Here is a 395-nt window from a genome sequence, read left to right as displayed (position 1 = left end):
GTCCTCGACGGTGAACCCGTGGGCTTGTAAGCGGGCGAGGAGGTGGCCCATCCCGATGTCGTGTGTTTCGTAACTCTCCGCGAGTGGTCTATCCCGAACTGCCATAACCTGTTCTTCAGTCAGCCCTGTTTCTTCTAACGTCACGACACCTCACCTCCGACGAAATACATTGAGACGCGGGGCATCTGACGCATTGCTGGTGTATTCGGTCGTGTCATTTAGTTGTAACCCCACCACGGTGAAACTGGTTTCACTTTCAGCATGGACACAGGTACTCGCACGCTACCCCTCTGTTCGTCTTGCCGCTATAAAAATCTACTGGCTATCAGAACGACGCAAGGCCAGTCTGCTCGTGGTTGTGACGGATTTCCGACCACGCACTCCCACCGAAGCGC

The organism is Halorubrum sp. SP9 (assembly GCF_005435015.1).
Classification (GTDB): domain Archaea; phylum Halobacteriota; class Halobacteria; order Halobacteriales; family Haloferacaceae; genus Halorubrum; species Halorubrum sodomense.
The sequence above is the reverse complement of the archived record's forward strand: the minus strand, read 5'-3'. Positions refer to the sequence as shown.